Annotated in this window: 25 protein-coding genes; 12 read left to right on the forward strand and 13 right to left on the reverse strand. The window is 62.1% G+C overall.

The features are described 5' to 3' along the window. Positions 1–234: 234 nt before the first annotated feature. The 7 genes from OOJ09_RS05920 to OOJ09_RS05950 all read right to left on the reverse strand — a co-directional run bounded on the left by OOJ09_RS05920 (position 235) and on the right by OOJ09_RS05950 (position 3712). Entirely contained in the window at positions 235–981 is a 747-nt protein-coding gene (locus OOJ09_RS05920) for a CbtA family protein (RefSeq protein WP_269904297.1), read from the reverse strand. Between the two features lie 15 nt (positions 982–996). Beyond that, the gene (locus tag OOJ09_RS05925; RefSeq protein WP_269904298.1) at positions 997–1206 is read right to left on the reverse strand and encodes a CbtB domain-containing protein; all 210 of its coding nucleotides are present in this window, start codon (positions 1204–1206) and stop codon (positions 997–999) included. A 107-nt stretch (positions 1207–1313) separates the two neighbouring features. Then, positions 1314–1763, reverse strand: coding sequence for a nitrile hydratase accessory protein (locus OOJ09_RS05930; RefSeq protein WP_269904299.1), 450 nt, complete (start codon positions 1761–1763; stop codon positions 1314–1316). 50 nt (positions 1764–1813) lie between these two features. Next, a complete protein-coding gene (locus OOJ09_RS05935) occupies positions 1814–2167 on the reverse strand; it encodes an SH3-like domain-containing protein (protein ID WP_269904300.1) in 354 nt (117 codons plus the stop codon). After that, positions 2164–2478 carry an SH3-like domain-containing protein gene (locus tag OOJ09_RS05940; RefSeq protein WP_269904301.1) on the reverse strand — a complete coding sequence of 105 codons (315 nt, stop codon included), beginning with the start codon at positions 2476–2478 and terminating at the stop codon, positions 2164–2166. The genes OOJ09_RS05935 and OOJ09_RS05940 overlap by 4 nt, the downstream gene beginning before the upstream one ends. A gap of 21 nt (positions 2479–2499) precedes the next feature. Next, positions 2500–3114: a nitrile hydratase subunit alpha gene (gene nthA / locus OOJ09_RS05945; RefSeq protein ID WP_269904302.1), complete on the reverse strand. Its 615-nt coding sequence runs from the start codon at positions 3112–3114 to the stop codon at positions 2500–2502. Between the two features lie 67 nt (positions 3115–3181). Next, on the reverse strand, positions 3182–3712 hold the full coding sequence (locus tag OOJ09_RS05950) for a DUF1097 domain-containing protein (protein WP_269904303.1): 531 nt from the start codon (positions 3710–3712) through the stop codon (positions 3182–3184). 448 nt (positions 3713–4160) lie between these two features. Between OOJ09_RS05950 and OOJ09_RS05955 the strand changes: the two genes are divergently transcribed. The 4 genes from OOJ09_RS05955 to OOJ09_RS05970 all read left to right on the forward strand — a co-directional run bounded on the left by OOJ09_RS05955 (position 4161) and on the right by OOJ09_RS05970 (position 7749). Continuing rightward, on the forward strand, positions 4161–5363 hold the full coding sequence (locus tag OOJ09_RS05955; RefSeq protein WP_269904304.1) for a transporter substrate-binding domain-containing protein: 1203 nt from the start codon (positions 4161–4163) through the stop codon (positions 5361–5363). Further along, positions 5360–5971 carry an ANTAR domain-containing response regulator gene (locus tag OOJ09_RS05960; RefSeq protein WP_269904305.1) on the forward strand — a complete coding sequence of 204 codons (612 nt, stop codon included), beginning with the start codon at positions 5360–5362 and terminating at the stop codon, positions 5969–5971. The genes OOJ09_RS05955 and OOJ09_RS05960 overlap by 4 nt, the downstream gene beginning before the upstream one ends. 104 nt (positions 5972–6075) lie before the next feature. Further along, positions 6076–7098, forward strand: a complete 1023-nt coding sequence (locus tag OOJ09_RS05965) for an acetamidase/formamidase family protein (RefSeq protein WP_269904306.1) — start codon at positions 6076–6078, stop codon at positions 7096–7098. Between the two features lie 60 nt (positions 7099–7158). Next, a complete protein-coding gene (locus tag OOJ09_RS05970) occupies positions 7159–7749 on the forward strand; it encodes a histidine phosphatase family protein (protein WP_269904307.1) in 591 nt (196 codons plus the stop codon). A 110-nt stretch (positions 7750–7859) separates the two neighbouring features. Here OOJ09_RS05970 and OOJ09_RS05975 read toward each other — a convergent pair whose 3' ends face one another. The 4 genes from OOJ09_RS05975 to speB all read right to left on the reverse strand — a co-directional run bounded on the left by OOJ09_RS05975 (position 7860) and on the right by speB (position 11117). Beyond that, positions 7860–8504 carry an amino acid ABC transporter permease gene (locus OOJ09_RS05975; protein WP_269904308.1) on the reverse strand — a complete coding sequence of 215 codons (645 nt, stop codon included), beginning with the start codon at positions 8502–8504 and terminating at the stop codon, positions 7860–7862. Further along, a complete protein-coding gene (locus OOJ09_RS05980) occupies positions 8501–9157 on the reverse strand; it encodes an amino acid ABC transporter permease (protein WP_269904309.1) in 657 nt (218 codons plus the stop codon). The genes OOJ09_RS05975 and OOJ09_RS05980 overlap by 4 nt, the downstream gene beginning before the upstream one ends. Before the next feature lie 6 nt (positions 9158–9163). Further along, entirely contained in the window at positions 9164–9973 is an 810-nt protein-coding gene (locus tag OOJ09_RS05985; RefSeq protein WP_091575679.1) for a transporter substrate-binding domain-containing protein, read from the reverse strand. Positions 9974–10055: 82 nt separating this feature from the next. Next, positions 10056–11117, reverse strand: coding sequence for an agmatinase (speB, locus tag OOJ09_RS05990; protein ID WP_269904310.1), 1062 nt, complete (start codon positions 11115–11117; stop codon positions 10056–10058). 211 nt (positions 11118–11328) lie between these two features. Between speB and gcvA the strand changes: the two genes are divergently transcribed. The 8 genes from gcvA (at position 11329) to OOJ09_RS06030 (ending at position 20139) form a co-directional block, all read left to right on the forward strand. Next, complete coding sequence (gene gcvA, locus OOJ09_RS05995) at positions 11329–12303, forward strand: transcriptional regulator GcvA (protein ID WP_269904311.1); 975 nt, start codon at positions 11329–11331, stop codon at positions 12301–12303. A 156-nt stretch (positions 12304–12459) separates the two neighbouring features. Next, positions 12460–13764, forward strand: coding sequence for a nicotinate phosphoribosyltransferase (gene pncB / locus OOJ09_RS06000; protein ID WP_269904312.1), 1305 nt, complete (start codon positions 12460–12462; stop codon positions 13762–13764). Between the two features lie 21 nt (positions 13765–13785). Further along, a complete protein-coding gene (locus OOJ09_RS06005; protein WP_269904313.1) occupies positions 13786–15222 on the forward strand; it encodes a hypothetical protein in 1437 nt (478 codons plus the stop codon). 154 nt (positions 15223–15376) lie between these two features. Further along, the gene (locus tag OOJ09_RS06010) at positions 15377–16681 is read left to right on the forward strand and encodes an ABC transporter substrate-binding protein (RefSeq protein ID WP_269904314.1); all 1305 of its coding nucleotides are present in this window, start codon (positions 15377–15379) and stop codon (positions 16679–16681) included. A 164-nt stretch (positions 16682–16845) separates the two neighbouring features. Further along, positions 16846–17727 (forward strand): branched-chain amino acid ABC transporter permease, encoded by an 882-nt coding sequence (locus tag OOJ09_RS06015; protein ID WP_269904315.1) that lies wholly within the window; start codon positions 16846–16848, stop codon positions 17725–17727. Then, the gene (locus OOJ09_RS06020; protein WP_269904316.1) at positions 17724–18686 is read left to right on the forward strand and encodes a branched-chain amino acid ABC transporter permease; all 963 of its coding nucleotides are present in this window, start codon (positions 17724–17726) and stop codon (positions 18684–18686) included. Before OOJ09_RS06015 ends, OOJ09_RS06020 begins: the two co-directional genes overlap by 4 nt. Further along, positions 18683–19408, forward strand: a complete 726-nt coding sequence (locus OOJ09_RS06025) for an ABC transporter ATP-binding protein (RefSeq protein ID WP_269904317.1) — start codon at positions 18683–18685, stop codon at positions 19406–19408. The genes OOJ09_RS06020 and OOJ09_RS06025 overlap by 4 nt, the downstream gene beginning before the upstream one ends. Then, positions 19405–20139, forward strand: coding sequence for an ABC transporter ATP-binding protein (locus OOJ09_RS06030; protein WP_269904318.1), 735 nt, complete (start codon positions 19405–19407; stop codon positions 20137–20139). Before OOJ09_RS06025 ends, OOJ09_RS06030 begins: the two co-directional genes overlap by 4 nt. Before the next feature lie 3 nt (positions 20140–20142). On the opposite strand, the gene OOJ09_RS06035 is transcribed toward OOJ09_RS06030, so the two are convergent. Both OOJ09_RS06035 and pncA read right to left on the reverse strand, forming a co-directional pair. Further along, the gene (locus OOJ09_RS06035; protein ID WP_269904860.1) at positions 20143–21552 is read right to left on the reverse strand and encodes a sodium:proton antiporter; all 1410 of its coding nucleotides are present in this window, start codon (positions 21550–21552) and stop codon (positions 20143–20145) included. 46 nt (positions 21553–21598) lie between these two features. Beyond that, on the reverse strand, positions 21599–22213 hold the full coding sequence (gene pncA / locus OOJ09_RS06040; RefSeq protein WP_269904319.1) for a bifunctional nicotinamidase/pyrazinamidase: 615 nt from the start codon (positions 22211–22213) through the stop codon (positions 21599–21601). Between the last annotated feature and the right edge of the window lie 268 nt (positions 22214–22481).

The raw sequence follows: 22481 nt of genomic DNA on the forward strand, positions 1-22481 counted from the left end.
TCTGCTTTGCGCCAGAAGCGGTCGCCGAAGCGAGTGGCATTAAAGACCGAAATGGGCGAGCCGATTGTCCGCCTTCGGGACCTGATCGCGGAAAGCGGCTGTTCTTCTCATGTCCGCCGACTGACGATGCGCCTGTGTCGAACCTGCGAATAGAGAAACCAGGCGCAGGCAAAAACACAATGCGGCGGGCGGATAGACATAGCGATACACCGCGAGGTTGCAAAACGACCCAGTCTAGTGGCTCGCGGCGCGCACTACGGACTGGCGGCCGCGCCGTTCGACAAGCTTACGCTCGGCGACTGCGCCGAACATCAATCCGATCGCAGTCCAAAGCACTGCCTGAATGCCCAGGGACGCGACGCGGAAATTCCACAGCACGACGGCAGAAAACTGCTCCGGAACTTCGTTGACCGGCGGCAGCGCATAGTGCGCGACCGCCATCACCACCACATAGGCTGTACCGCCTGCTATCCAGGCGTTCCACGCGCCATGTTGCGGCATAAGACGCTTGGCGAGGCCGATTGAGGCGACCGCTGTGGCGACCGACATGACCAGCATCACGAAGAACAGCCCGGTTCGCGCCTCGATCGTCTCGGGGTTACCCACGGAAGGCGGACTAGCCGGATACTTGAACTCAGGCACCAGGATGATCGCGACAAAGCCGGCCAGCGCGATGAGCACTGCCGTGCCGCGCGGGCCAAAGCCGCTGACTCGCCCTTGGACATAAGAGAAGACCAGCGCGAACAACCCGCCTATGGACGCGCCGTAAACGAGAATGCCGGTCAGCAGGCCTAGTCCGGCTTGCGTGGCGCGACTGACAAGCTCGGGTTCCGGTGCTTCGCCCGCGGCCTGAGCCTGTTGTTCCTCAAAAGCGATGGCACGATCGACCTGAGGTTCGCCAAAGACCCTGGCGAAACCGAAGGCCAGGAGACCGGCGATGATCCCTACCAGCATGCCGCGCAGCAAAAGACTGCCAACCATGGTGCTGATCCTTTCCTAGTGACAGGGGAAGCCGAGCAGGTGACGGCCGTCGTGAACAAATTCGTGCACATACATGCTGCGGATCAACGACGTCGCACCTTCCTCGGCACCGACGAAATAAATCATCAGCATCAGCATCAGCCCGCCAAAGACTGCCCATGGCAGAAGCTCGCGAACCGGGATGGGAGCCGGAAGTGCAATGGGCTTGAGAGCGATTTCGGACATGAATGTTCTCCTTAAGAGTGTTCCTGGATTGACGTGGCAACGGCACTTTTGTTCGCCGCCACCACACGTTGCGATAGCGGCAACGCCTACGATGATTGGTGCATACGTCACGCCAGCCGTGTGGCTGGTGCGCGGCAGCTATGATCGTGATCGTGAGCATGGACGTGATGGTGATGATCACCGTGCGGATGATGATGACGGTCAAGGCTGAGCGGCTCGCCAAAGCCACGATGCTCGTCGGCGTGGCGCCACTGCTCCTTCCGGGCCATCAACTCGTCGAAGCTTGAAAGCTTCTTGTCGGTCACGAGTTTCTCAAGAGCGGCAAGCCATTGATGGTAATAGATCCCATTGTGGTTTTGCGGATCGAGGCCATAGGTCTTGCCGAGTTCGATTTCGGCGCTGATGTAGTTTACCCACTCCCGCCACTGGAAATAGCCGTTGCGGTGAAGCGCCAGCACGATTCCGAAGGCGGTGAGTTGCCAGGGCTCGGCAAACAGCGGGCCGGCTTCGTTGTGGGGAAGACCGGGAAGCTCGTCGATATTGGTATTCTGGGTCATCGGAAAAGTCCTTATCGAAGCTGTTTGGATGGACGAGCCGGTGCGGCGCGCTAGCGAGCGTGCTCCAGGTAGTCGTCCCATGCGTCGACATACATCCGGTCCCGCGGATGACCGGCCTCGCCCCACAAGTCGCGAGCGTTGAACACGACGGTGTAGACGTGCTGGGGCTTGGGTCCTTTGCGGTGGGCGCTGGTGTCGGGGAACACGAATACGCCGTGATCGAAGGTGACGGTGCCAACCTTGCCCTTGATATAGGCCGGCAGGCGGTTGTGATCGACCTTGTTCAGGTTGACGACCGTAACCTTGTCCCCGGCCTTGAACTTCGGCGCTATCTCGACATCGACGCGCGCCGGATCGCCGGTGGCCAGAACCGTCGGCACCATAGCGGTGGTGAGCATATTCATGCTGCTTTTCCTTTCATGAGCTGGGCGTGGCGAGCATCGACTTCTTCGCGAGTCACGATGCCGGCATCGATGCAATTTTGTTCGACGGTGCACAGCCACTTTTCGTAATAGCTCGACATCAGATAGTGGCGCGGATCCATCTTCTCGATCGGATGCCGGAACTGATCCACATTGTAGATGCCGGCGGCAAAGCAGGCGATCATCATCGACAGCATCCGCCCCTCCCATTCCTCATGGAAATAGGGTTCGTTTTGTTCAACCAGCACCGGGCCGAAGCCGTGCTTGCCGCCCACGTCGTGAATTCCATTCATGGTTTGATCCTTTGCCAGAGCCTAGTGCGAAGGTGATTGCGCCACGCCAGTTCGGATCATGGAATCCCGGGTGACGAGAGCTGCCAGTTCCTGTTCGTTTAGGTTTTCAGTGCCCGCGGGGCGCACCGGAATCACCAGGTAGCGAAGCTCGGCGGTGCTGTCCCAGACACGGACCTCGACATCGTCGGCGACATCAAGGCCGAATTCCTTCAAGACGCTCCGAGGCTCGATCACCACCCTTGCCCGGTAAGGCGCCGACTTGAACCAGACGGGAGGCAAGCCTAGCGTCGGCCAAGGATAGCAGGAGCAGAGGGTGCAAACGACGACGTTGTGGACCGAAGGCGTGTTCTCCAGGGCGACCATGTTCTCGCCCTGGATGCCGATATAGCCGAGGCTCTTGATCGCGGCGGTACCGTCCTCCAGCAACCATTTCCTGTATTTGGGATCGGTCCATGCCTTGGCGACGACCTTTGCGCCGTTCTTTGGACCCATCTGCGTCTCGAACGTCTCGATGATCAAATCGAGTGCCGCAGGATCGATGGCCTTCTTCTCGGCGAGAAGTGATTCCAACGCTTTTACACGCAGGCCGACCTCGGGGATGAGGACGTTGGCGTGACTGTGGTTATCGTGTTTCATGACTTGCCTCATTGATGGGGTCTGAAGAATTCTATTGAGCGGGCCTGTCGCACGCGCCGATCGGCGGTCAGGCAACGGCCAAGGTCGGCTTGGTCAAGGCTGCCGCGAGCTTGGCCGATGCAAACCCGAACAGGGCGCCGCCAACCATCGATGCCGGAACCACAACTAACGAATTCTCGAAAGATGCCGAAAGTAGCTTCGCCAGGGCGAGCCGGTCGGGCGTCTGCAGCAGAAACGCAAACGTGCAGGCATAGCCAAACGTCGTTCCTGGCACGGAGGCCAGGGCCGGGATCTGCGATGCCAGAATGTAGATTACGACGGTGATGAAAACGACGATGGCAGGCCAGATCTGCGGACCGACGAAATTGCCGATGGGGAGGCCGAGAATCATGACTGCCCCAAGCCAACCCATAAAGCAGCCGAAGATGTTGGAAATGATCGTGCTCTTGAGCGCGGCTTCATCGCCGCCTGATTGGAAAAAGCAGGCCCAGGCGACGAAGGCGGCCCAAACCAGAAGCGTGCCGATTGAGAGAAATGCCCAGGTGCAGATCGCCCCGAGGATGCCAACGCTTAGAGCTGTGGCGGTGATAGGTTTCATTGTCGGTTCCCCATTGTCTTTTTCAGAACTAAAAAGGCCCGCCACCGTCACCGGTGAGCGGGCCTCATCGCCATAAGCTCGCATTTTCACGAGCTTTATCTGTTCATGTCGCGCCTCTTCAGGGCGCTCGCTTTTCTGTTCCTATTTAGCGTCGCTGAGTAATTTTTTTTTGTCAACCATCATTCATGCAAAATTCGCAAAATTCGCCAGGTCGACGAACGTCTTAAATTTTACCAAACAAAAACAGATACTTAGTCGATAAGCATAGCGCCGTGGCAAGCCGGCGGAAATAGAATTTGACATTTTTGCGCATATGGCGGACGATTCAGCATTGGATTTGCCGGCAAGCCGGTTTGAACCAGAAATTGAGGGATCGCGACGATCCTTCGTGGCAACGAAGCCCTGACGCCTTCCTAGGCTTCAGGGCTTTTTTTTGGGCTGAGCTACATTGGGCGGAAAAGCGAAAATACCGATCGGCGTGCTTTTTTCCACGACCGGGCCTTACGCCACGGTGGGCGAGGCGATGCTCAATGGAACCTTGCTTGCCATCGACGAAGTCAACAGAGCGCCGGACTTCGATTTCGAGCTGGTACCGCTTGTTCGAAATCCAGGAGGCGAAACGTCTGAATACGCTTCGATATGCCGGGATCTCATCATCAACTCCGGTGTTGCGCACATCATCGGCTGCTACACCTCTTCCAGCCGCAAGGCGATCGTGCCCGTCGTTGAGAAATACGACGCGTTGCTTTGGTATCCATCGCACTATGAAGGCTTCGAAAGCAGCGACAATGTCGTCTATCTCGGAGCGTCGCCGAACCAGCACATAGTGCCCCTGGCACAATATATGGCCTCGAGGTTCGGCGCTCGCGTCTACTGTTGCGGATCCGACTATATCTGGCCGTGGGAGAGCAACCGAGTCATGCGCGAAATCGTCGAGAATTTCGGCGGCGAGATGCTCGCGGAGCGCTACTTGGCGGTCGGATCGACCGAGGTCACCGGTCTTGTCGAGGAAATTCGTTTGTTGAGGCCCGACTTCGTCTTCAACACGCTCATCGGGGAATCCAGTTACGCCTTTCTGCGTGCTTTTCGCGAGGCGGGACTGGGTACGCAATCCGCAGACGACGTTTCCATTCCCATAGCCAGTTGCACACTCTCCGAACCGGAACTTCGCAACATCGGTGATCCGGCAGCGCTCGGCCACATCACCTCCAGCGTCTACTTCCAGTCGCTGGACAATCCGCAGAATCATGCCTTTGTCAAAAATTACAGAACGCGTTTCGGTCCGCAGAAGGTGACGTCGGCCGACGCGGAAGCTTCGTACAATTCCGTTCACATGCTGGCGCTCGCGCTTCGGTCTGCAGCCTCGACGAAGGCATCCGACATACTCGCTGTGCTCGGCGACTGTGTTTACGATGCGCCGCAGGGGCGGATTCGCATCGACACGGAAAACAACCATTCTTACCTGACGCCGCGCATCGGCGTATCGAGCGCCGGTGCGGAATTTGCCGTCGTTGCGGCCGCGCAAAAGCCGATTAAGCCCGATCCGTTTCTCGCTTCCCTGAAGGGCGCCGCTTTCATGCTGGACGCGGCCCGCGACCAGATCCAGCCGGCCGATCACAGTCGACAGCCGAAATTGAGGGTTGTGTCGTGACCAAGGCGATCCCGAACTTCAGCAACAAAACAGCGCTGATCGTCCATAAAGCGGACGGCAACGTGGATTCCCTGCTGAGCCAACTCCGCAGGTTCAACATAGATGCCATATGCCAATGGCCACCGCGGGCGAAGGATTTCAGCCCGGTCGACATCGTGTTCTTCGATGTCGACAATGGATTCGACGGCATGTTCCCATGGACCCAGGCTCCGATTCCGCTGATTGCGATCATTGGATCAGAGACCCCGGGCCGGCTTGCCTGGGCGATAAGCCAGCATCCGAGCGCCTACCTCACAACGCCCATAGGGTCGAAAGGGGTGTTTCAGGCGCTTGTCACGGCCTTCCACAATCATACGGACAGAGCGGACCTTCAGCGAGAAGTGGCCGATTTGCGCGAGCGGCTTCGATGCCGCCCGCTGGTGGTTCACACGATCCTGCGCATCATGAGTGTGCTGGGCATCGATGACGACGCGGCATTCCACCTGCTCCGGGACGAGAGCATGCGCCGGCGTATCTCCGTCGAAGCGTGCTGCCAGGAACTCGAGGCACACGCAGATAACTTCTTGTCGACAATTCCGGAACTCAGCAGATCTCTTGCGCGCAAATAAGCGGCAGAGACTGAAGCCAAATCTCGAACTCAACACGCACAGCGCTGTGCGATCGTCCGTGGAAAGCGGCGCTCGCGCGGACTTGACTCTTGGAGGAAACGATCATGAAAAAGTTGGATCATGCGGTCCCCTTCACACATAAATGGGTGGAGGGCTCGATCATGGCGATGCGCGGGGTAGGTCGGGGTTCAGGGCGACACACGCACCACCTGACCGAAGAAAGACAAGGGACTTTTCACTATACGATGGGTCCGTATTCGGAGCCGGTCCTCAAGATTTCCCCTGGCGACAGGATAGTCGTCGAAACGCGAGACGCCTTCGAAGGCGCCATTCGGCACGAATCCGACAAGCCTTCGCAACTTTTGCGAATGCCGTTTCTCAATCCTCAGAACGGACCGATCATGGTCGAAGGGGCGGAGAAGGGCGACACCGTTGCGGTCTACATCGAGTCAATGGTGCCCCGCGGCGAAAATCCGCGCGGCACTTGCTGCATGATCGAGGAGTTTGGTGGACTAACCGGTACGACATACACCGCCATGCTCAACGAGCCACTTCCCGAGGTGGTTCGCAAGATCAACCTCGATGACAAGAACGTCTACTGGAGCGATCGCGTCACACTTCCTTATAAACCACATATCGGGACACTAAGCTGCTCGCCCGAGATCGATTCGATCAACTCGCTGACGCCTGACAACCATGGCGGCAACATGGACCTGCCGGATATGGGACCTGGCAGCGTGACCTATTTGCCCGTTCGCTCGCCCGGCGCACGCGTCTTCATTGGCGACGCGCATGCCTGCCAGGGCGACGGCGAGGTCTGCGGTGTGGCGGTTGAGTATTCAGCGACCGTCACTATCCGTGTCGATCTGATCAAGGGCTGGACAATCGACTGGCCGCGGCTTGAGACCGCCGATCTCATCATGGCGATCGGCAGCGCCAGACCCCTTGAGGACGCAACACGCATCGCTTACCGCGAATTGATCCGCTGGATGGTCGCGGAGTTCGCCTTCGAAAAATGGGACGCTTACATGCTGCTCAGCCAATGCGGCATCGTGCGACTGGGCAACTTCGTGGACCCGAAGTGTTCGGTCGCCGCGGCAGTGAGGAAAACAATTATCAACAGGTAGGCTGTTGCCGCAGGCTTTCGCCGCCTGAGACAGGGATCATCGAACGCAGACGTGGACAGGATGAAAGCGACGCGCTTGACGCTGGTTTGCAGCGGCATCACGCACCGGATGCGCAAGGCGGGATTTCCGCTCGACGAGCCACTGGAAAAGCGCTCGATCGAGCTGGCGCGCGCGCTTGGACAGCATCTTTCAAAGACAGATCGCGTGTTCGTGGCTCCATCGCTGCGTGCGCGGGAGACAGCTCATTTGTTGGGGCTTCATGCAGCGACGCATGACAGCCTTCGAGACCAGAACTACGGCGTCTGGGAAGGCAAGATGCCAGAGACGATTGAGGCAGAGCAGCCTGGCGCACTTGCCGCATGGCGAGCCGATCCGGCCTATAGTCCCGGAGGTGGTGAATCACTGACAGAGGTTGCCACCCGAACCGCGGGATTCCTGGATGCAATGCGGTCAGCAAGCGGACAGCTGATAGCGGTCACCCACCCAGCGGTGGTGCGGACAGCCATGATCCACATATTGGCGGCGCCGCTAACGTCATGCTGGAAAATCGACACCCCCCCGCTTTCCATGATTAGCCTCTATTCGGACGGTAAGCGCTGGATACTTCGCACTTGTGGTTTGCAGCAACGCGCCGGTGGTGGATCTACCTGACGGAATGTCAAAGCTGACGCACCCGCCGTCATCGATGATCCAAAAGAGGCATTCGAGCGCTCTCCGGTTTTTGGTCCCGTCGATGTTGGTCAACGCGACGTGCTCTCCATTCAATGGGCGGCGCGCTTCTCGAGCGAACGCGCGTATTGCGTCAGGGGAAAGCACATGGCGAAGAAAATCAACGCCACCAGCCCGTAGACCTTGAACGGTTCGAAGGTCGCGTTGTTGATGGCGTTGGAGGTCCGCACCAGCTCCTCGAAGCCGATGATCGAGGTGAGCGCCGTCGATTTGATGAGCTGCACCAGGAAGCCGACGGTTGGCGCGCGGGTGATCGAAAACGCCTGCGGCAGGATGATCAGCCTGAGCTCCTGCAGATAGTGCAGGCCGAGGCTGGCGCCGGCGTCCCATTGGCCCGCTGGCAGCGCGTCGACGCCGGAGCGCCAGATTTCGGCGAGATAGGCGCTGGCGAAAAAGGTGAGGCCGAGCACCGCCGCCGTCCATGGCTCGATGCGCAGGCCGAGCATCGGCAGGCCGAAGAACATCAGGAACAGCTGCATCAACAGCGGCGTTCCCTGGAACAGCGCGATGTAGCCGGAGGCGAGGCGCCGGCTCCATGTGTTCTTGGCGATCCTGAAGAACAAGACGATCATGCCGACGATACCGCCGCCGATGAAGGCGGCCAGCGACAACAGCACCGTCCAGCGGGCGGCAAGCAGCAGGTTGCGAACGATGTCCCAGAAGGTGAACTCGATCATGACACGCCAGCCCCCAGGGCGCGGCGCCCACCCGAAACCAGCAGCCGGCGCAAGGCCATCGACAGGACGAGATAGACGATCGTCACGACAAGATAGGTCTCGAAGGAGCGGAAGGTGCGCGCCTGCAGCATATCCGCCTCGTAGGTCAGCTCGCGCACGGCGATCTGCGACACCACGGCGGATTCCAGCATCATGATGACGATCTGGCTGGTGAGCGCGGGAAAGATCACCTTTAGCGCCTGCGGCAGCACGATCTTGATGAACACCTGGCGTGGCCGCAGCCCAAGCGACAGGGCCGCTTCCGTCTGCCCGACAGGGACGGCGTCAAGCCCGGCGCCAACGATCTCGATGGTGTAGGCCGCCATGTTCAGCGTCATCGCCAGCATGGCGGCCAGCATCGGGTCGAGCCTTATGCCGAGGCTGGGCAGCCCGAAGAAGATGAAGAACAGCTGCACCAGGAATGGAGTGTTGCGGACAATCTCGACATAGATGGCGATCGCCCGCTTGAGCAGTACGGGGCCGTTTCGGCGACCCGCTGCGCCCAGGATGCTGAGGAACGTTCCCGCCAGGGTGGTCACGGCGATCAACAGGATCGTCGTGGCCGCCCCGCGCGCGATGTCGCCGGCAGCACCTGGAAGCCAGGCAAAGGCCACGGAAACTCAATCCTTGAGGTTGTCGGGATTGAGCGGCGTCTTCAGCCAGGCTTTCGAGCTTTCGTCCAGCTTGCCGTCCGCCAGCATCTTGGCGATGGCGTCGTTGACCGCCTTCTTCAGGCTGTCCTCATTCTTGTTGAGACCGATATGCGAGGGCGAGGTCAGAAGCTGGAACTTCTGCTCCGGCTTGAGCTGGTCCTGCTTCGCCAGCACCTGCGCGCCGACATCGTTGCCGACGACCATCAGCTGGGTCTGGCCGGAAATGAAGGCCTGGATCACCGAATTGTAGTTGTCGAAGCGCTTGATGTCGGCGGAGGCGGGTGCCGCCTCGGTGAGCGAAGTGTCCTCGAGCGTGCCGCGATTGACCGCGATCGACTTGCCGGCAAGGTCTTCCTTGCCTTTGACCGTCAGGGCCGCCGGGCCGATCACCGCGATGTAATAGGGCGCGTAAGCAGCGGCGAAGTCGATGACCTGTTCGCGCTCCTTCGAATAGCCGACGCTCATCAGGATGTCGACGCGGTGGTCGTTCAGATAAGGAATGCGGTTCTGGCCGGTGACGGCGACGGGATTGAGCTTCACCTTGAGCGTGTCGGCAATGTACTGCGCGACATCCATGTCGTAGCCCTTGAGGCTCATGTCGGCGCTGGCCGAGGAGAAGGGCGGAAAATCGGCGAAGACGCCGACATTGATGGTGCCGGCCTTGGTGATGTCGGCCAGTGCGTCGGCGTTGGCGGCCTGTGTGGCGAAGCCGAGACCTGCGGCGCCCAGCACCAGGACGGCGGCGATGGTTGATTTGAGTGTCGTGCGGATTGTCATTGTTATTCCCCTGTCTGGAAGCTTTGTCTGTTTGAAGCGGTCGCCGGCTCCAGCGCGGCGGCCGCCCTTTGCCTTGTCAGGATCAGGCTGCCTTGCCGGTGACAGCCGGGCTGAACACCATCAGGCTCAGGATCTCGAACAGCACCTGTGCCGCGGCATGCGCCGTGTTGGTGGTGGCGTCATATTGCGGCGCTACCTCGACGACGTCGCCGCCGACGATGTTGAGGCCCTTCAGGCCGCGCAGCAGTTCCAGAACTTCCCGTGTCGTCAGGCCGCCGACTTCCGGCGTGCCGGTGCCGGGCGCGAAGGCCGGATCGACACTGTCGATGTCGAAGGAGACATAGGTCGGCCCGTCGCCGACTATTCTGCGCGCCTTCTCGATGATGGCGGGAAGGCCGAGGCCGGTGACCTCCTCGGCGTGGACCACGGTCATGCCGGACTCGTAGGTGAACTCCCACAGATATTCGGCCGAGCCGCGGATGCCGATCTGGATGGTGCGCGTCGGATCGAGCACGCCGTCCAGCACCGCGTTGCGGAACGGGCCGCCATGATGGAACTTGGTCATGTCGAAAAGACCGCTGGTGTCGCAATGGGCGTCGATGTGGATCAGGCCGACCGGAGCCTTCTTGCCGACGGCCTTCAGGATCGGGTGGGTGATCGAATGATCCCCGCCAACCGAAAGCGGAATGACGCCGGCGTCGACGATCTGGTTGGTGCGGCGCTCGATATCCTCATGGCTGATCTCCAGCCGGTAGCGGCTGCGGAAAGGCGTGTCGCCGATATCGGCGACCCTGAGCTCGTGGGTCGGGGCGCATTCCAGCACATGATTGTAGGGGCCGATGCGCTCGATGGCGCGCAACGCCCTTGGCCCGAAGCGCGAGCCCGGCCGGTTGGTGACGCCGAGATCCATCGGCACGCCGATCATCGCCACCTGCAGATCGCCGAAATCCGGGTTCTCGGCCGCGATTTCGCGGTATGGCGCGGCGAGGAAGGTCGGGATGCCGGAATAGGGCGCCAGCCTTGTGCCGGACTTGGAAAATATCTTGTCGGCGACCTTGCGGAATTTCGGGTCGAACATCTCGCCGCCATGGCTCTCGCCATATTTGCGACGCAACGCGTCGAGCTTGCCGCGATCGTAACCCATGCCGGTTCTCCCTGCTTGACTGGAGCGATCTGGTCTTTGGCGACGCGTGGCTCGACCCGTTTCGGATCCCGCCATGGTTGCGCCGGCCGCCTGTTGACCTGACGTCTTGATGCTGTTCCCGGGGCAAAGTGTCGGGCAGCCCCTTTGAAAAATCAATTGATATTGTTAGGGTGTTTTCTGTGAGAAAAACTCACAAACTATCGAGAGCCAGATGGCTAAGCGCCTGCCGCCCCTCAATCCGTTGCGCGCCTTCGAGGCAACGGCCCGCCATGGCTCGCTGACCAAGGCGGCGAGCGAACTGAATGTCACCCACGGCGCCATCAGCCACCAGATCAAGGCGCTGGAGCGGTCGCTCGGCGTCAAGCTGTTCGAGCGTGCCGGCCAGCGGGTCAAGCTGACCCCGCATGGCGCCGAACTCCTGCCGGCCGTATCGACAGCCTTCGACGGCATCGCCGCCGCCACCCAGCGGCTGACAAGGCCAGCGAGCAGCGGCGCGCTGTCGGTGTCCTGCGTGCCGGCGCTGCTGTTGCTGTGGATGACGCCGCGGCTGGGCAGCTTCACCGCGCAATATCCCGACATCCAGCTGACGCTTATCCCGTCCAACGATCCCAAGGATCTCCGCGCGCCTAATATCGATGTCTGCGTGCATTATGGCGACGGCAGCTGGACCGATTGCTGGATGCGCAAATGGTCGGGCCTCGAACTGTTCCCCGTGGTCAGCCCGACATTGATCAACAACCGTCCTATCCGCAGCGTGCGCGATCTCGCCGACCATGTCTTCCTGCACGGCGACGATGGCCGTGAGTGGCACACCTGGCTGGCCGCCGCCGATGCCCTGGACCTGGAACGCGGCCGCCGCCATCACCTGGGCGACGCCCGGATGGCGACCGAGGCCGCGGTCCACGGCCATGGCGTGGCGCTTGGCGATTCGGTGACGGCAAGCGCGCTGCTGGCCAGAGGCATGCTGGTCGCGCCGTTCAGCCTGTCGGTGCCGGCGGTCGACGATTTCTACGTCGTCTGCCGCAACGAGATGAGATCGACGCCGATCGTGCAGGTGTTCATCGACTGGCTGTTCGCCGAGAAGGCGCAGGACGACGGCCGCGCCGACGCGCCGGTGGCGGGCCGCATCGTCAGCCGCCGGAAGCGTCCGGCGCTCAGGGTCATCGGCGCCAAAACCGGGAGCTGACAGACCCGCGGTTCGCGACCGCCGCCGATGGTTCTCGGTCGGATGCAAGCTCTTCTTTTTGTCGGGCCAGCCTGAAACCGGGCAGCGTTTTGGGCAATTCGATGCTATGAGGCCTGTCGCGGTGTGGACAGCAGGCAGCGAAGGCGGTGTTGAAATATGGCTAAGACCGATATTGCACGGCGCGTCTACAACCACACCTGGAAGCTCGACCCGATCGTGCGCAGCCTGCTCGACACCGATTTCTACAAGCTTTTGATGCTGCAGATGATCTGGGGCATGTACCCCAAGGTCGACGCCACCTTCTCCCTGATCAACCGCACCACTTCGGTGCGGCTGGCGGACGAGATCGATGAAGGCGACCTGCGCGAACAGCTCGACCACGCGCGCACGCTGCGCTTCTCCAAGAAGGAAATGATCTGGCTCGGCGGCAACAATTTCTATGGCCGCAAGCAGATCTTCGAACCGGAGTTCCTCGCCTGGCTGGAGAATTTCCGGCTGCCCGCATACGAGCTCTGCAGGCGCGACGGCCAGTACGAACTCACCTTCAGCGGTCCGTGGATGTATACCACGCTGTGGGAGATTCCGGCGCTGGCCATTATCAATGAACTTCGATCTCGCGCGGCCATGCGGGCCTTCGGCCCCTTCGCGCTCGATGTGCTGTATGCCCGCGCCAAGGCCAAGATGTGGGCCAAGACCGAGCGGCTGAAGGCGCTGCCCGGCATCCGCATCTCGGACTTCGGCACCCGCCGGCGGCATTCCTTCCTGTGGCAGCGCTGGTGCGTCGAGGCGCTGAAGGAAGGCATCGGCGAGGCTTTCACCGGCACCTCCAACGTGCTTCTGGCGATGGACAACGACCTCGAAGCGCTCGGCACCAATGCGCATGAACTGCCGATGGTGTTTGCCGCGCTCGCCAATTCGGAGAAGGAGCTGAAACAGTCGCCCTACAAGGTGCTGCAGGACTGGCAACGCTACTATGGCGGCAATCTGCTGATCGTGCTGCCCGATGCCTTCGGCACCGCCTCCTTCCTGCGCGATGCGCCGGACTGGGTGGCTGACTGGACCGGTTTTCGCCCCGACAGCGCGCCGCCGATCGAAGGTGGCGAGAAGATCCTGTCCTGGTGGCGCGAGAAGGGCAAGGATCCCCGGCAAAAGCTGCTGATCTTCTCCGACGGGCTCGAGGTCGAAACGATCGAGGAGACCTACCGCCATTTCAAGGGCAAGGTTCGCATGTCCTTCGGCTGGGGCACCAACCTGACCAACGATTTCGAAGGCTGCGCGCCGACCGAGACCAACAGGCTGGACGCCATATCGCTGGTCTGCAAGGTCACCGAAGCCAATGGCCGGCCGGCGGTCAAGCTTTCCGACAATCCGGCCAAGGCGACCGGCGACGAAAAAGAGATCGAGCGCTATATCGGCATCTTCGGTGAGAAGGACCGCGTGGAGCAACTGGTCAAGGTTTGAGAGGTGCCGGGATTGAATGCCATGACCGCTCGGTCGCATTCCCTCCCGCCCCGTGAGTGGCAATTCTTCTCAAAGATAGCCTTCGTCTGCGCGCTATTCCTTCCCTCCCCCGCCTTCGCTCATGCGTCCGACCGTGGCCATGTCCTTCTCTTGCCCACCGGCTATTATCTGGTCGGCGGCGCCTTCGCCGTGGCCGTCAGCTTCCTCGTTCTGGCGTTGCTGCCGGCGGATTCGCTTGAGCGTTTCTGGCGCCGCCGGCTGCCGCTTTTTGCGCTCGATGACAGCGACCGGGCCGCCGTCAGCCTGATATCCTTTGCCGGCTTTGTAATTTTGATCGCCGCTGGCGTCCTCGGCAGCCGCGATCCGCTCTCCAACCCGCTGCCGCTGGTGATCTGGACCCTGCTGTGGGCCGGTGCCACGCTGCTGCAAGGTGTCTTCGGCGATCTCTGGTCATGGCTGAACCCGTGGCATGGGCCGTGGCGCGTCGTCTCACGGCTGTTCGGCGCAGGCGATGAAGGGGCATGGCGCCTTCCCCGCTGGCTCGGCCGCTGGCCAGCCGTCATCTTGTTTTTCGGCTTTGCCTGGTTCGAACTCATCGATCCGGCTCCCGACGATCCGCTACGGCTCGCCGCAACCGCCGGCCTCTACTGGCTGCTCACCTTCCTCGCCATGCTGGCGTTCGGCTACCGCGACTGGAGCCGCAGCGGCGAATTGCTGACAGTCTTCTTCTCGATGGTGGCACGCTTCGCCGTCGTCGAGCGCGACGAAACCGGCCGGCTCGGCCTGTGCTGGCCGGGCGCCAAATTGCTCGCCGCCGAGCCGCTGCCGATCAGCGGCATCGCCTTTCTGTTATTGGCCCTGTCGTCGGTGTCCTTCGACGGCCTGTCGAAGACCTTTTTCTGGCTCGGCCTGTTCGGCATCAATCCGCTCGAGTTCCCCGGCCGCACCGCCCTGATCGGGAGCGGCACTTTCGGGCTTGTCCTGACCTTCGTGCTGCTGGCGGCGGTATTCATCCTTGCTGTCTGGCTCGGCCAGCGTCTTGCCGCCAGCGGTCAACCATTCGGCCAAGCCGCCGGCCTGCTGGTGTGGTCGATCGTGCCGATCGCACTCGCCTATCATGTCGCGCATTATCTGACGGCGCTGCTCGTCAACGGCCAATACGCGCTTGCGGCGCTGTCCGACCCGTTCGCGCTGGGCTGGAACCTGTTCGGCACCGCCGACATGCAGATAGAAGCCGGCATCGTTGCCGGCGCGGATTCCGCGTGGTGGCTGTGGAACGCCCAGGCCGGCGCCATCATCCTCGGCCACGTGCTCGCCGTCCTCGTCGCCCACGGTTTCGCCGGACGGTTGCATCCGATGCCAGCGCGCGCCGCACTCAGCCAATTCCCGCTCACCGTGCTGATGATCGCCTATACGGTCTTCGGCCTCTGGTTGCTTGCCACGCCGACCGCCGGATGAGAAAAGGGCGCCCCGATGTCGTTGGGGAAAGCTCGCTTGCCACATCAAGGCTTTGGTGATTTAGTTTGTACACATGCAATTTCTTGCACCCTCCGAGCGAGGATGCCGAAGCCGATTTATCGTTGGTCAAGACTGAAAAAACAGGGGAACGAACATGGCTGACAGGAACGGATTTTTCGACCTCTCCAAGACTGCCCTTACCCGCCGCACGGCGCTGAAGGGGCTGGCCGCGGGCGCCGGCCTTGCCGTCGCACCGGGCTTCGTCCGCTACGCGCAGGCGCAGAGCTCGGCGCCGATCAAGATCGGCTTCCAGTCGCACCGCACCGGTATCGGCGCCGCCTATGGCCGCTGGTACGAGAAGACCACCGCCGCGGCGGTCAAGGCGATCAACGCAGCCGGCGGTATCAATGGCCGCCAGGTCGAGGTGATCATCGAGGATGACGGCACCGATCCCGGCCGTGGCGCCGAGGTGGTCGGCAAGTTCGCCACCCAGCACAAGACCGACATCGTCTTCGGAACGCTGTTCTCGCATGTCGTCATCGGCTCCGCGCCCGCCGCCGGCGAGGCCAAGATCCCCTACTTTGTCGTCAGCGAAGGCCACCATGTCGCCTCGACCAAGCTGAACCGCTATGTCTTCCAGCCCGGCATCACCGACGTGAAGAGCCAGATCCAGGCGATGGCGCCGTGGATCGCGGGCAATGTCGGCAAGAAGGTCACCATGATCTTCCCGGATTTCGCCTTCGGCTACGACCATCGCGACTACCTGCCGCCGGCGCTGAAGGCGCAAGGCGCCGACGTCATCGCCCAGATCGCCATCCCGCCGACGGAATCCTCCTTCACCAAGTACTTCCCGCAGATTCCGGCCGAGACCGAGGTGCTCTACCACGTCATGGTCGGTCCGGCGGTGCTCACCTTCGTCAAGGAGCTCGGCGAGTTCTACGGCTCCAACCGGCCGCAACTGTTCGGCTTCATCGACTCGCTCGAGGCCACCGACATCAACAGCCCCGGCCTCGAATTCCTCGACGGCAGCCATTTCTGGGAAGGCTCGCCGCGCTATGCGCAGCCCGATGATTCCGCCGCGCAGAAAGCCTATCGCGCCGCCGTCGGCATCGACGACAATGGCGCCGCCGTCGGCGACCCCAAGGACGTCTCCACCGCCGCGCACATGTTCGGCTGCTGGGAGACGCTCTATGTCGTCAAGAAGGCAATGGAGGACGCCGGCTACAAGGGACCGGAAGACCGCGCCAAGCTGGTCGAGGCGACGGAGGCACTGACCGAGTTCGCCGAAGGGCCCGAGCATCCGCAGGGGCCAAAGACCTTCAATGGCAAGATCCACCAGTGTTTCGGCATCCAGAACATCTCCAAGGTCGAAGGCGGCAAGCTGAAGGTCGTCCACAAGACCAAGATCGAGGACGGCCTCTACGAGGCCGAGGGGGATTACACGACGCAGGCGCTGTGAGGCGCCTCACCCTCCCCCCTCGTGGGGAGGGTCGGCGAATAGGCTTCGCATCTTGCGAAGCCTATGAGACGGGGTGGGGGCCGCGACGGCCCATGCCCCATTCCCCCACCCGACCGCTGCGCGGTTCATCCTCCCCACAAGGGGGAGGGTAAAGGGCGCCCTGAATGGCCTTCGGACCCCACCTCCTCCTCGCCGCCCTCGAAGGCCTCGTCACCTCGGCCGTGCTGGCGCTGACGGCACTTGGCCTGTCGCTGGTGTTCGGCGTGATGCGGGTCGTCAATGTCGCGCATGGCGAGTTCTTCATGCTTGGCGCGGTGCTTGCCTGGGCGATCACCACGGCGATCGGGGGCCACCCGGCGCTCGGCTTCCTGGCGGCACTGGTGATTGCGCCGCTGATCGTCGGCGCCATCGCGCTGGTCGCCGAACAGCTGGTGCTGCGCCGGCTCAACTACAATCCGGAAGCCACCATCGTTGCCACCATCGGCATGCTCTACATCATCCAGCAGCTGGCGCTGACCTTCTACGGTCCGGAGGCGCGCCCGGTGGAGCCGCCCTTCAGCTACCGCATCCTTTTGCCGTGGTTCGGCTATTCCGGCTACAAATTGTCCGTTATCGCCGCGTCGGCGCTGCTGCTGGTGGCGACATGGCTGGTGCTGACCCGGACCAAGATCGGCCTCGTCATGCGCGCCACACAGTATGACAGCGAGACGGCGCAGGCCTTCGGCATTCCGGTCGACCGCGTCTATGGCGGCGTCTTCGCGCTCGGCGCCATGCTGGCGGCTGTCGCCGCCGTGCTGATCGTGCCGATCAGCCAGGCGCATTACCTGATGGGGCAGGATCCGCTGCTCCTGTCCTTCATCGTCGTCATCATCGGCGGTCTCGGCTCGCTGCGCGGCACCGTCGTCGCCGCCGTGCTGATCGGACTGTCCGACGGCATCATCTCGATGTTCTTCTCGCCGACTCTGGCCAAGATCATCGCCACGCTGCTCGTCGCCATGGTGCTGGTGTTCCGGCCGCAAGGCCTGTTCGGGACGGCATCGCGATGAGCGAAGCTTCGCCGGCAAGGGCCTACGCCTCACATCTCGGCGTCATGGCGCTGCTCTTCGTGCTGAGCTTCCTGCTGCCGGAGTACTATCACGGGCTGCTCGCCCGCATCATGGTGCTGGCGGTCTTCGCCATGGGCTACAACATCCTGTTCGGCTATGTCGGCCTGCTCAGCCTCGGCCATGCCATGTTCTTCGGCGCCGGGCTCTACGGCGCCGGCCTTGCCGTCATCCAGCTCGGCTGGAGCGTGCCGTCGGCCTTCCTTGGCGGGATTGGCTGTGGCGCGGTCCTGGCGCTCGCGATCGGCCTCCTGGCGCTGCGCACCACGGGCGTCGCCTTCATGATCGTCACCATGATGTTCGCGCAGGTGTTCTACCTCGTCATCCTCTATTTCGCGACGTGGACCGGTGGCGACCAGGGCATGGTCGTGCCGCAGCCGGCGCGTGTCCTCACTTTCGGCGCGACCGCGCTTGACCTCACCAACCCGACCGTGCGCTACATGACAGCGCTGGCGCTCTTCTCGCTCGTGCTGCTGATCACGCTTGCCATCGTGCGCTCCAGATATGGCCGCGTGCTGGTCGCCATCCGCGAGAACGAGGAGCGGACGAAGATGCTCGGCTACGACACCTTTTCCAACAAGCTCGCGGCCGTCGTCGTCTCCGGCGCCATCTGCGCCGCCTCGGGCGCTGCCTACGCGCTGCTGTTCGGCTATGTCGGATCGAGCTTCGCCTCGGTGCAATACTCGATCCTGCCGCTGCTGTGGGTGCTGCTCGGCGGCGCCGCCACCACGCTCGGGCCGCTGATCGGCACGCTGTTCATGTACTATGTCATCGACATCACCAGCGGCTACACCTCCGCCTATCTGCTGATCGTCGGCATCGCACTGATCCTGCTGGTGCTGTTTTTCCCCAAGGGCATTCTCGGCAGCATCCGTCAGCGCTGGCTCGGGTGGCTGCCATGATGCCGCTTTTGATCACCAAGGGCCTGTCGCGCAATTTCGGCGGCCTGCGCGCCGTCGACAATGTCGATTTCACCTTGATGCCGGGCGAGATCCGCGCCGTCATCGGGCCGAATGGCGCCGGCAAGACCACCTTTGTCAGCCTGGTCAGCGGCCGTATCCAACCCTCTTCCGGCATGATCGTCTTCGACGGCGCCGACATCACCAGCCAGCCGGCCTACGTCCGGGTCCGCCTGGGCATCGCCTATACGTTCCAGCTCACCAGCGTCTATGCCAACCTGTCCGTTTACGCCAACGTCGCGCTGCCCGCGCAACTGACGCTGCGGCATGGCCCTTCCAAGAGCGCGATACAGGCCGCCGTCATGGCGGCGCTCGAACGCACCGGCCTTGCCGACCAAGCCGCCATGCCGGCCGGACAATTGTCCTATGGCCATCAGCGCCTGCTGGAAGTGGCGATGGGCCTTGCACTGAAGCCGCGCCTGCTGATCCTCGACGAGCCGACGCAAGGGCTGGCCGACGGCGAGATCGACAATTTCATCACCCTGGTGCGCGAGATCGCCAAAAACGCCACCGTGCTGTTGATCGAACATAACATGCCTGTGGTCATGCATCTGGCCGATCGCATCACCGTCTTCAACGCCGGCAAGATCCTGGCCGAAGGCGCGCCGGAAGCGATCCGCGAGAACGCAGCGGTGCAGGAAGCCTATCTGGGGACCGCCCCATGACCGAAACGAACAAGGCGGAGACAAAGCCCGAAGCGCTGGTAATCTCGGGACTGGACTGCTTCTATGGCGAGGTCCAGGTGCTCTACGGTCTCGACCTCGTGCTGAACAAGGGCGAGGTGCTGTGCCTGTTCGGCCGCAACGGCGCCGGCAAGACAACGACGCTGAAGGCGATCATGGGACTGGTTCCGGTCAGGGCCGGCTCGATCAGGCTCGACGGCCAGGAGTTGACCGGGCTGCCGGCGCATGAGGTGCCGAAGGCCGGCGTCGCCTATGTGCCGCAAGGCCGGCGGCTGTTCGCCGAGATGACGGTGGCGGAAAATATCGAGATCGGGCTGATGGCGCGCGGCAAGGGCAAGGCGACGCGCGAAAACGTGCTCAACCTGTTCCCGCTGCTGCGCCAGCGGCTCCGGCAGCGCTCCGGCACACTGTCCGGCGGCGAGCAGCAGATGCTGGCCATGGCGCGCGCGCTTTGCCTCGAACCGCGGGTGCTGCTGCTCGACGAGCCGACCGAAGGCCTGATGCCATCGATGATCGCCAGGATCCGCGAGACGGTGGCGAAGCTGCGCGGCATGGGCGTCTCCACCATCCTGGTCGAGCAGCGTGTCGATGCGGTGTTGTCCGTCGCCGACCGCGTGTGCTTCATCGAAAATGGCCGCAACCGCGAGACGGTCGATGTCGAGCAACTGCGCGCCGATCCGTCCGCGGTCCGCCGCTATGTCGGCGTCGGGTGAGGTTCACCCGAAGAACAGAAATCCGGCGATCAAGAAGGTCGGGATCAGCACAAGGCCAGACCACGCCATGTAACCGAAGAAGCCCGGCATTTTCACGCCACGATGCCTGGCAATGGCATAGACCATGAAGTTGGGTGCGTTGCCGATATAGGTGTTGGCGCCCATGAACACGGCGCCGGCCGAGATCGCCGCCAATGTCGGGGCGGCTTCCGTCATCAGATGCCGTGGATCGCCGCCGGCGAGTTCGAAGAACACCAGATAGGTCGGCGCATTGTCGAGGAAGGACGACAGTGCTCCGGTCAGCCAGAAATAGGCGAGATCGTTGGGTTGGCCAGTCGGCGAAGTGACCAGCGAGACCAATGGCGCCAACGCGCCTTCGTGGCCTGCCCTGAGGATGGCGATGACCGGCACGATGCAGATGAAGATGCCGGCAAACAGTTTCGCGACTTCCGATATCGGGCCCCAGTTGAAGCCGTTCGCCTCCCGGTGGCTCTTGCGCGAAACGGCGAGCGAAAGGAAGGCGAGCGCCAGGATGATGGCGTCGCGCATCAGGTTCTGCAGCTCGAGGCTGACGCCGAGGATGGAAAAGCTCACACCCGGCTTCCAGCTTGCCGACAGCAGGATCGCACCGATCACGCCGGCCAGGAGCGGAATGTTGGGCAGCCCCCGCAGGCGCACCGTCTTGTCCGGCGTCGGGTCCTTGATCTTCGGCGCGCCGGCCTCGCGGCGATGCAGGACGATGTCGATCACCAGGAAAACGATCAGCACCACCCCGCTGACGAACAGCGTCTCGCGCCAGAGGTTCGTGGTTGTCCAGAAAAAATCGACGCCACGCAGGAAGCCGACGAACAGCGGTGGATCACCCAAGGGCGTCAGCGAGCCGCCAATGTTGGACACCAGGAAAATGAAGAAGATGACGACATGGGCATTGAACCGCCTGGCGTCGTTGGCGCGCAGTATCGGCCGGATCAGGATCATCGAGGCGCCGGTCGTTCCGATGATGGAGGCGAGAATGGCGCCGACCAGCAGCAGTCCGGCATTGACCAGCGGCGTGCCATGGATGTTGCCGGCAAGGAGGATGCCGCCCGAGATGGTGAACAGCGCGAACAGCAGGATGATGAACGACATATACTCGGTGAGCACGGTATGCAGCACGGCTTCGGTGGCCGCGGGGACGCCGAAGGCCGCGATCAGCGGCACCACCACCAGTGCTGCCCAAAGCGCCGTGATCTTGCCGTAGTGGTGCTCCCAGACATGGTGGAACAGCAGCGGCCCCGTGGCAATCGACAACAACAGGCCGGCAAAGGGCAGCGCCCACCACAGCGACATCGTGGCGCCAGGCAGGCCGTGTTCCTCTGCCGCGAAAGCCTGTGGCGGAAACAGCGTCGCAACGGCGATCGCGGCGCCCGCCATCACCCCCGTGATCCGCAAGAAGCCCCCCTGACGCCCCACTGCCCGTTCAGTCCGACAAATGGTCTTCAAGCGTCACGCCGGCGTCGCGCATCCGATGCAGCATCGCTTCAAGCGAACCGTTGAGATCGATGCCACGGCAGGCATCGAGCCTTACGGTGGTTTTGAAGCCCTGGCTGATGGCGTCCAGCGCTGAAAAGCCAACGCAGAAGTCGGTCGCAAGGCCGGCCAGGATCAGCCTGTCGATGCCGCGCTCGCGCAGATAGCCGGCAAGGCCGGTCGGCGTCGTCCGGTCGTTCTCGAAGAAGGCCGAATAGCTGTCGATCTCCGACCGAAATCCCTTGCGGATGACAAGCTCGGCCTTGGTCCAGGCGAGGCCGGAATGGAAATCCGAGCCGAGACTGCCCTGGATGCAATGATCCGGCCACAGCGTCTGCTGGCCGTAGGGCATATCGATCGTCGTGAAAGGCTGCGAGCCTGGATGGCTGGAGGCAAAGCTCGAATGGCCGGCGGGGTGCCAGTCCTGCGTCAGCACGACATGGTCGGTTCGCCGGATCAGATCGTTGACCAGCGGCACGATCTCGTCGCCACCGGCAACCGCCAGCGCGCCGCCCGGGCAAAAGTCGTTCTGCAGGTCGATGACAACAAGCGCTTCGTCGGCCATGGGGCTTCCTCTTGGTTGTCGCGGGAGTGCGCTCCGTGGAAAAAATGCCGCTGACGCGACCGGACGCAGAAACTTGACCAGATGGCCGGCTGCGTCAACCTCTGGCGGTATAACAAATGCGTGGCGGCCGAGCGGCCGCACACTCCGGCTTTGACAATTCCCGCCGGCTTGATATCATTTGCATACGAATGAATTTGGCCAGTTCCGAGGCTGGCAAGGTCTTTCGAAATACCCATTTCTGGAAGGCCCTCTTTTCTGGAAGGTAAAG

This window comes from Mesorhizobium qingshengii, from assembly GCF_027563465.1.
In the GTDB taxonomy this organism is placed as follows: Bacteria; Pseudomonadota; Alphaproteobacteria; order Rhizobiales; family Rhizobiaceae; genus Mesorhizobium; species Mesorhizobium qingshengii_A.

Excerpts from the sequence above, each read along its gene's own strand:
- OOJ09_RS05920 (WP_269904297.1), bottom strand. The coding sequence starts at position 981 with ATGGTTGGCAGTCTTTTGCTGCGCGGCATGCTGGTAGGGATCATCGCC.
- OOJ09_RS05925 (WP_269904298.1), bottom strand. The coding sequence starts at position 1,206 with ATGTCCGAAATCGCTCTCAAGCCCATTGCACTTCCGGCTCCCATCCCG.
- OOJ09_RS05930 (WP_269904299.1), bottom strand. The coding sequence starts at position 1,763 with ATGACCCAGAATACCAATATCGACGAGCTTCCCGGTCTTCCCCACAAC.
- OOJ09_RS05935 (WP_269904300.1), bottom strand. The coding sequence starts at position 2,167 with ATGAATATGCTCACCACCGCTATGGTGCCGACGGTTCTGGCCACCGGC.
- OOJ09_RS05940 (WP_269904301.1), bottom strand. The coding sequence starts at position 2,478 with ATGAATGGAATTCACGACGTGGGCGGCAAGCACGGCTTCGGCCCGGTG.
- nthA (WP_269904302.1), bottom strand. The coding sequence starts at position 3,114 with ATGAAACACGATAACCACAGTCACGCCAACGTCCTCATCCCCGAGGTC.
- OOJ09_RS05950 (WP_269904303.1), bottom strand. The coding sequence starts at position 3,712 with ATGAAACCTATCACCGCCACAGCTCTAAGCGTTGGCATCCTCGGGGCG.
- OOJ09_RS05965 (WP_269904306.1), top strand. The coding sequence starts at position 6,076 with ATGAAAAAGTTGGATCATGCGGTCCCCTTCACACATAAATGGGTGGAG.
- OOJ09_RS05970 (WP_269904307.1), top strand. The coding sequence starts at position 7,159 with ATGAAAGCGACGCGCTTGACGCTGGTTTGCAGCGGCATCACGCACCGG.
- OOJ09_RS05975 (WP_269904308.1), bottom strand. The coding sequence starts at position 8,504 with ATGATCGAGTTCACCTTCTGGGACATCGTTCGCAACCTGCTGCTTGCC.
- OOJ09_RS05985 (WP_091575679.1), bottom strand. The coding sequence starts at position 9,973 with ATGACAATCCGCACGACACTCAAATCAACCATCGCCGCCGTCCTGGTG.
- speB (WP_269904310.1), bottom strand. The coding sequence starts at position 11,117 with ATGGGTTACGATCGCGGCAAGCTCGACGCGTTGCGTCGCAAATATGGC.
- gcvA (WP_269904311.1), top strand. The coding sequence starts at position 11,329 with ATGGCTAAGCGCCTGCCGCCCCTCAATCCGTTGCGCGCCTTCGAGGCA.
- pncB (WP_269904312.1), top strand. The coding sequence starts at position 12,460 with ATGGCTAAGACCGATATTGCACGGCGCGTCTACAACCACACCTGGAAG.
- OOJ09_RS06005 (WP_269904313.1), top strand. The coding sequence starts at position 13,786 with ATGACCGCTCGGTCGCATTCCCTCCCGCCCCGTGAGTGGCAATTCTTC.
- OOJ09_RS06010 (WP_269904314.1), top strand. The coding sequence starts at position 15,377 with ATGGCTGACAGGAACGGATTTTTCGACCTCTCCAAGACTGCCCTTACC.
- OOJ09_RS06015 (WP_269904315.1), top strand. The coding sequence starts at position 16,846 with ATGGCCTTCGGACCCCACCTCCTCCTCGCCGCCCTCGAAGGCCTCGTC.
- OOJ09_RS06020 (WP_269904316.1), top strand. The coding sequence starts at position 17,724 with ATGAGCGAAGCTTCGCCGGCAAGGGCCTACGCCTCACATCTCGGCGTC.
- OOJ09_RS06025 (WP_269904317.1), top strand. The coding sequence starts at position 18,683 with ATGATGCCGCTTTTGATCACCAAGGGCCTGTCGCGCAATTTCGGCGGC.
- OOJ09_RS06030 (WP_269904318.1), top strand. The coding sequence starts at position 19,405 with ATGACCGAAACGAACAAGGCGGAGACAAAGCCCGAAGCGCTGGTAATC.
- OOJ09_RS06035 (WP_269904860.1), bottom strand. The coding sequence starts at position 21,552 with ATGGCGGGCGCCGCGATCGCCGTTGCGACGCTGTTTCCGCCACAGGCT.
- pncA (WP_269904319.1), bottom strand. The coding sequence starts at position 22,213 with ATGGCCGACGAAGCGCTTGTTGTCATCGACCTGCAGAACGACTTTTGC.